Raw genomic sequence first — 7360 nt, forward strand, 5'->3', positions numbered from 1 at the left:
GATAACCGATACATGGAGCAAGTTCTCACCGGCAACTTTCATGCGTAACCCCTGACCGGGAGATGCCCCCCCCGACATGGTCATACATTTCCCGATACCACCGGCGTCCGTGTGCTTGGCGAGAAGCTGGTGCCACGGAGCGGAGGCGATGAAATATTCGGGATGAGGCTGCGCGAATGGCGGCGGGCGATGGTTTGGCCTGACCGGGACAATCGACATGATGATGCCAACATCGATGAGACCGATGGCGGCGTTTTGAACGCGGGTGATTTGGTCGGGAGACGGGCAACAAATCTACCACCGCCATCGCGACCGGGACGAAGAACCAGGGTTCGGTCGGCGCTGCCGCATTTGGAATGTCTGCGCCCCGATCGCTAGGGGCAGCGGAGGCCGGGTTCCGTTCCTCGGGACTGCTGTCAGCAGACCCTCGCGGTCTGGACAGGTGTGGCAGGAAAGGATGCGGCTTTCAACGATAGTCGAATGATCGGACCTGCGCGGGGTTTTGGCAGGGTTCCACCGATCGCGAGATACGTTGTTCTCGCCCCATCGTTTCCAGTTCCGACGATTGCGCAATGCGTTTGACCAGCATCTGCCGAACAAGATTGGGACCAAGAGGACAACGGGAGGCTGACATAGGATTGCGCTCCCGGCATCACCGGACTCTGCCACGGCACGATCGCCGTTTTCCCTCTTGGAATAATCTCCTGGTGCGGGTTTGCAACCCGGATGGATCAGAGAACTGCTGCTGCCCTGGGTCCGACCGGTCGACGCCACCGACGGCCCGCGCGAGAGGTATGCCGGAATCCGTCCGACCGGAGACGTCGCCCATATTACCCTGCACGTGCGCGGTATTAAGGCACAATCCGGCGCCATCGGGGTTTAGGCAGGTCGATCAGCTCCGGCGGCTCCCGCTTCGGGTGATCAGCCGCGACCGGCTTCCCCAGTGCGTCCCCCGAACCGGCGGCTGGGACGAAATAGCGCCACGCCTGCCAGTGCCGTTGCCAGAATCGCGAGGGCCGAAGGTTCGGGCACCGGCCGCGCCGGGGTATGGGGTGTCGGCACGACGAGAAAATTGACCGGTAATGGCGCGATCGGCACCACGGGACTGAGCGGCTGGAGGAAGTCGACCCCGCCTGCAGGCGGATCGATGGCGCCACCCGGTGCCGTGTCAAGTGGAATGGGGGCCAGCGCCGCATTACCAGCGTCTTTCATGACCTGACCATATGTCTGCGGGGTCATCGGTGCGACCGGCGCGATCCAGACCTGGTGGCAGCCACAGGGCAGTTGCGGTTTTGGTGGTGGCGCTGAGGTCAACATCAAGCCCAAGGCCGCGCCGGCACCGATCGTGGTCACCGCTGCGGGAGCCCCTGCAGCCACCGGGTGGCTCGCGATTACACCCCGGCATGCTTTTACGCAACGAATGATCCACATATTAAAAGCCATGCAATGAAACGACCACGGGTGCAAGATTTCATTCTCGAAATCGTATAAAAAACACTGCGGGATGGCTATGTTTTCCCAATTCGGCGGACGCGTCGTCGGATTCGATCCATTAGCTTGGCGTGAGACCCACTCACCAATACCGCAAGAGGACCGAGGGATGCGGATGGCTTCCCCTCACGCATTGGCTGATCGAAGATTCGGGGCGGTTCCCGTGAGGCGGGATGCAAGGGTAAGAGTTAAGACACGCATCACCCTGTCGGTCGCACCCGGCGCAAAACAAATCCTGCGTCAGCGCAGCGCCATTCCGCCGGCTACAGCACGATCACGCCCGCCCGCATGCGCTGCGGGTCGGTCCAGAACGAATCCCTGCTGAACCGCTGAAACAACTCGGGTGGCAGGATAGTACGTCGCTCCAGAGGCCGTACTGCGGGACGTATGTTGTGAAGTCCGGGCGTATTCGCCCGGCGATCATAAGCTTGCGCATCGAATGTCAGATGGTTCAGGTCGTGGCGATAGGGGGTTTCGCCGAGAAACCCATATAGCGCGCTCAAGGTCCGTTCCGGTTGGGCCGTCAGATTTTCATAGGAGACCAGTATCAAGCGCCCTTCGGCCTGGTCGCCGTAATACGCGTCTTTCAGGGCGTCATAGGCGAAGCCGACCAGCCCGTCGGGTCCGGCCAGTCCGTTGGTGCGAGAGTAGACGGTCCCACCGCTCTGATGGTTAAAGATTATCGAGGGTTCAAGGGCGTTCTGCCGCACCACACGCTCCACGCTGTCGATGATCCAAGACAGATTTCGCACGCAGGCAATCACTTTGCTGTCGGGAAACAGGGTGGCGAGTAGGGGAAGTTTGCTGCACCAGGCACGGTTGGTATCGAAAACCACCGGGGTTTTGACGTCGGCATAGAAATCCTCGATCAGACCCCGTAGCATACGGGTCCTCTGATTGTTGTCGATGAAGACCGAAAACTCGTTCTTGCCGCTCATCTCGTGGAGAAGACTCGTCACCAGCCCCGCGACGGGACCGCTCATCCCCGCCGTGAACCGGGGATTCTGCTGAAGGATCGCTGCGAGGAGCGTGGAGCCGGATCGGGGCAGACCGGAGATGAAATGAAACCGGCGGTGCGGCGCGGTCGATCGGGACGTCGTCATCAGGGGATTCCAATCGGCATAATGGAGTGGTGTCACGCGGCATAGCGCACCACGCCCGGTGATGCGACCGCGCGGGGGGCGGCGCGGGTCGTACCCCGGCGGGCGGTGGCATTGTGGGATCGGGCGATCGGCGGGATGGCTTGGGTAGGATCCGGACCGGCCCGTCGCCAGATGGCTTGCCGGGATGGTTGCGGCGGCATCTTGTCGCATGAGCAAGCGGGCAGGGGCATGGCCCGGTTGGCGCCAGCGGCGACCGGCGTCGGTGCGTCCGCCGTGATCTGAACCAGGGTCACGCGCGGATCGCCGGGCGGCGCAATAATGGGGGGTGCAACGCCGCACCAGCCGGGCGTCATGCCGCGCATCGGTACACCGGCCGCAGGTATCGTAATTTCCCCTGCGCCGTGCGGGCGGGTGATGGCGACTGGAGTGCCGGCGGGATCGGTGTCGGGGTGGCGTACACCACCGGGCGTCGCCTCCGGCCCTACGGGCCCGTCATCAAGGTCAGGGGTGGTGACGGCGCCGGGGTCGCCTGGCCGACCGGTGTGGCGTGGTGCTGTTGATTTTCTGATGCTCAATTCGCATTAGCTATGCACGTGGGCCTGAAACTCAGCATTCCTGCGGCTGTGGCGAGGCCGGCTCGTAGCGAGGGGAGTCGAGGAAGGATGACAAGATGATACCATCGTAGGTAGCTGCCGAGATATTTGGTTGCGACGCCTCGATGGCTTCGGAGAAAGCTCTTGAGGCGTTCATGGCGGCTCTTGACCGTCTGAATATGGAGATCGCCTCGCACCCGCTCGCCTGCTGATTGGTTGAGCACCTCGTGGCTCACGCCCAACGCGGCGGCACAGGGTGGATAGCTGGTGCAACCGTCGGTAACCAGCATGGCGTCTTTACTCAGAACGGGACGAAGAACAGCTTCGATTGCGGCAGCGCAGACGGACGACAACACCCCACTGACGGTGGAACCAGACCGGTCGGCGGCCACCAGAACGGGGACCATTTCATTCGACAGCCCTGGCTTGGATGCTTTGCCTCCACGCTTACGGGGTTTGCGATCGAGAGCGCGTTCACCCTTGCGGCTGGCCAACAAAAAGGTCTCGTCGGCCTCAACGATGCCGCATAGTTTGACCACTCCGCTGCTCGCCGCCCGCAGAAAGCGATGCCGCCACCGAAAAGCTGTGCTGCCGGCAACTCCGCAGCGCGCAGCCGATGCCGCCACGGTCTGACCCTTGCTCATTGAAGCCCCGAAGTCGAACCAGCGCTCCTTGTGCCGCAATCGTGCCAACGGCGTCCCGGTCAGGCAGTTGAACGTCTTACTGCAGCCTCGGCAGAAATATCGTTGCAGTCCGTTGGACCGACCTCGAATCACAGCTCCTTCAACCGCGCAATGAGGGCAGCGACGATGCACGCCGATCCGATCTTCAAGCTGGCAAATCAAAGCCTCCCTGGAAGGTTGCTCCGCCAGCACACAGCCCGCTTCCACGCGCTGCTCTGTCGATAGCTCGTCGATCTCTGAAAGCCACGCCACATAGTCCCGCTGGTCCATCTTCGCCTCCTGCGTGCAGACCGTTAGCCTACCCGATACAGCCGTGCATCGCTAATGCGAATTGAGCCTTTTCTGACGACCAGGGTAAGGACGGGCGGCCCTGGCGCGCCATGCGGAGGCGGCCGGCGCGGGTCGCTCGCGCCGCGGCGCGTTGGCGATCGGGCGCGGATCAAACCACCCGGCGCCGGCACGATCCGCCACACCATGCCGACCGGGTGCTCGTCACGCTGATCCAGGGCGGGTGGGTCAACGGCCTGTCTGCGCAGCCGATCGCACTGGATCGTGATGGGTGACGCGGCGTCCATATGAGTTTCAGGATCCTGGAAAATGCGCGTGCTGACACCCGCCGCCCGTTGCCGGGCACGCGTCACGACGGCGCGTGATCCAGCTGTTGGTTGCGGTAGCGACAACGGGGCAGGGACCGAACGCGGCGGAACCCCGTGCCGAGACGGGGTTCTCCGGGGCCAAACCCCCGGCCGATTGCTCCAAGAAACGCGGTGCCGATCTCCTGCGTGGCGGGGTTTGACCGCGCATGGAGTGCCTCGTCTGATTGAGCCGATGGCGCGATGGAGGGTGACGATGCCGCGGGCGGTGCCGGAACCGCCCGGTTGGTTAGGGGCGATCAGCGCCGTTGGCGTCGTCTCCGGACGACCAGCCCTAACCCGACCAGGCCGGTGCCTAGCAAGGCCAATGATCCGGGTTCGGGCACCGGGGTCGATGCCGGCACGAAGGAGAAGGTTACGGAACCATCGCCCCCGACGCCGCCATTGATCCCATCCGTGCCGGCGATCAGGCTGGCGTCGCCCGCATCAAATGCCAGATACGAGCCGCCGCCGCCACCGCCGCCGGCAAAGCCGTCGCCGTAACCGCCGCCGCCGCCACCGCCGCTGTACCCGCCGCCACCGCCGCCGCCAGCATAACCACCACCGCCACCGCCGCCGAAACCGCCGCTGCCGGCGCTCCCGTTGTAGCCGCCGCCGCCGCCGCCGCCGCCGGCGCCACCAGCACCGCCACTGCCGTAGTGACCGCTCGCACCCGTACCGCCGGTGCCGGTGCCGCCGAAGCCGCCGCCACCGCCGCCACCGCCACCAGTGGCTTGGTAACCGAAGCCGCCACCGGCGCCACCGAAATAACCGCCGCCGCCACCGCCGCCGTCGGCGCCGCCACCGCCGCCATAGCCGCCCCTAGAGCCGCCGCCGCCGGCACCGAAGCCACTGCCGTTGGTGGCACTGTCGCTTGCGCTGCCGCCCGCACCACCGCCGCTGATCCCGTTGCCACCACCGCCGCCGCCACCGGCAATCACCAGGGGGACTGACCCGTTTTGGACCACAACAAAACTCCCGCCGCCGCCCCCACCAGCGCCACCAAACACGCCTTGGCCGCCGCCGCCGCCCACGAGGATCGCCAGAACCTGATTGGCATTCAGGTTAAAATTACCCGAAATCATGGCGCCGCTGCCACCATAGCCACCGCCATCGGCGCCGCCACCGCCACCGACAGCGGTGATCTCATAGGTTCCGGTGGTGCTGACGGTATAATCGACGATGCTGCCGGTATCGGCGATTGTGGTGAGTCCGGTCCCGATCATGTTGCCGGATCCCGCTTCGGCTCGGGGGGTGAGCGTCAGGGTGGTCGCGCCGAGCAGGCCGGCCAGGGCGGTGGTGGTGATCAGGTGTCTGATCCAGCGGCGGTTCATCATCTGCAACTCGTTTCATGGTTGTGAGGGATAACTTAGGGTTGTATAATTACCAAGCAAGATTTACGCCATCACAATAAATGATTGAAATACAAGTTGATGCCAAAATCTTTCCCGCGCGTGTGTAAAGAATCCTGACACGAGATTCTGTGATCGGCGGGTGCGGCATCGGGGCCGTGGCGCCGGGGGGATCGCCGGTTGCGGTGCCGGGCCGGGGGTCTGGATCCTTGACCCCGGTGTCTGTCGCGCCGCTGCAGGGATCGCGCCGGTTCCGGATCGCGGCAAAGCGGCTGCGGGCGCGATCGGTGTCGGCCGGCCGTCGCTTCAGCTCTCGGGACGGGTAGGTTGGCGCCGTGCCGATCGACCGGGCGATCGGGCGGATCGCCTGATCGGGGCTGGGGGGCGACAGCAGCGCGCCAATCGCAGGGCATCCGGGCGCAGGAGCCAGGGCGGATCGGTGCCGCAAGGCGGCGTCCGGGTGGTTGGCTGCGCGCCTCGAAGGTAACGTCGCGCCGGCGTCGATTGCGACGGCGTAGATCGCGGTGGTGGAGAGCTGGGCGTGGCCGAGCCAATTCTGGATCAGTTTGAGTGGAACGCCGACGGCGACCGCGGCGACGCCGAACCCGTGGCGCAGCCATTTCGGCATGGCCTAGGGCCGGTGAGTTCGGCGGCGCGCATCACGTCTGAACCGCGTGCCAGCCGGTCATGCGCGACCAGGGCCAAAGTCGTGTGGCGTGACTGCGACGTGCCTGCCGTTCACGGATCCCGTGCACGAGGTCGAGGGTTTCGAGCAGGCTGGGGGGGTCGGGACCGGCCGGTAGAGACCGCGGCGCGTGTCTTGAGGGTTTCGAAGACTAGCACGCCGGCGGTAAGATCGGCTCGATCGGCGGTGAGGGCGAGGGCTTCGGAGAGGCGGCAGCCGGTGTAGTACAGGGTGAGGCAGAGGGCGCGGACCGGCCGGTCGGCCAGGGTGGTGCGGCGGAGGAAGGCGGCGCGTTCGCTGGCGGTGAGATATTTTCGCCCACCGGTGAGATCGTACAGGCTCATGTTGCGCGACCAGCGGCGCTTCGGGTCGCTGGGGGTGGTGTCAGGTGGCGGTGGCACCGGGCCGGGCGAGGCCGGGGCGGGTTTGTGGCGATGGCGGTGCCGGGGATTTGCGGGGGTCATGCGTTGATTTGGGGGGCGCGACGGTGGGGGCCGCTGGGTTGGGCGGGTTTGGGATCAGCCGGTGGTCGGGCGGACGGGGTCATCTGGGTAGTGTAATCACCAGCGGCGTGGGTGCGACGGGGTTTTGTCGGGGCTGGTGTGGCGGGATGATCCGGGGTTTGGCTGGGTTTCGGGCGATGCGGCGGGTGGATTTGAAACATTATTACATGAGCCGTACCAGGCTCCCGCCCAGACCAAACACGCCACGAGCCAACGCCGGTAACGCCACCACATCAACCACCGACAAAATCAGCGCCGGAACCACCAGACCAAACTCCACCACTGCCCGCCACTTCTCCCCACCCAAAGCCGTCCCCC

Annotated in this window: 6 protein-coding genes; all 6 read right to left on the minus strand. The window is 64.9% G+C overall.

Translation table 11 applies throughout. The features are described from left to right. Positions 1–921 precede the first annotated feature (921 nt). Positions 922–1212 carry a PEP-CTERM sorting domain-containing protein gene (locus ACP5E6_RS14820; RefSeq protein WP_427955215.1) on the minus strand — a complete coding sequence of 97 codons (291 nt, stop codon included), beginning with the start codon at positions 1210–1212 and terminating at the stop codon, positions 922–924. Positions 1213–1754: 542 nt separating this feature from the next. Then, positions 1755–2594 carry a sulfotransferase family protein gene (locus ACP5E6_RS14825; RefSeq protein WP_427955217.1) on the minus strand — a complete coding sequence of 280 codons (840 nt, stop codon included), beginning with the start codon at positions 2592–2594 and terminating at the stop codon, positions 1755–1757. Between the two features lie 32 nt (positions 2595–2626). Continuing rightward, the gene (locus ACP5E6_RS14830) at positions 2627–3169 is read right to left on the minus strand and encodes a hypothetical protein (protein WP_427955220.1); all 543 of its coding nucleotides are present in this window, start codon (positions 3167–3169) and stop codon (positions 2627–2629) included. Further along, on the minus strand, positions 3166–4140 hold the full coding sequence (locus ACP5E6_RS14835) for an IS1595 family transposase (RefSeq protein WP_427955223.1): 975 nt from the start codon (positions 4138–4140) through the stop codon (positions 3166–3168). The genes ACP5E6_RS14830 and ACP5E6_RS14835 overlap by 4 nt, the downstream gene beginning before the upstream one ends. A 622-nt stretch (positions 4141–4762) precedes the next feature. Next, positions 4763–5836: a PEP-CTERM sorting domain-containing protein gene (locus tag ACP5E6_RS14840; protein ID WP_427955225.1), complete on the minus strand. Its 1074-nt coding sequence runs from the start codon at positions 5834–5836 to the stop codon at positions 4763–4765. A gap of 756 nt (positions 5837–6592) precedes the next feature. Continuing rightward, positions 6593–7003 carry a hypothetical protein gene (locus tag ACP5E6_RS14845; protein ID WP_427955228.1) on the minus strand — a complete coding sequence of 137 codons (411 nt, stop codon included), beginning with the start codon at positions 7001–7003 and terminating at the stop codon, positions 6593–6595. Positions 7004–7360 lie beyond the last annotated feature (357 nt).

The sequence above is a fragment of the Acidiphilium sp. genome (genome assembly GCF_049977125.1).
In the GTDB taxonomy this organism is placed as follows: Bacteria; Pseudomonadota; Alphaproteobacteria; order Acetobacterales; family Acetobacteraceae; genus Acidiphilium.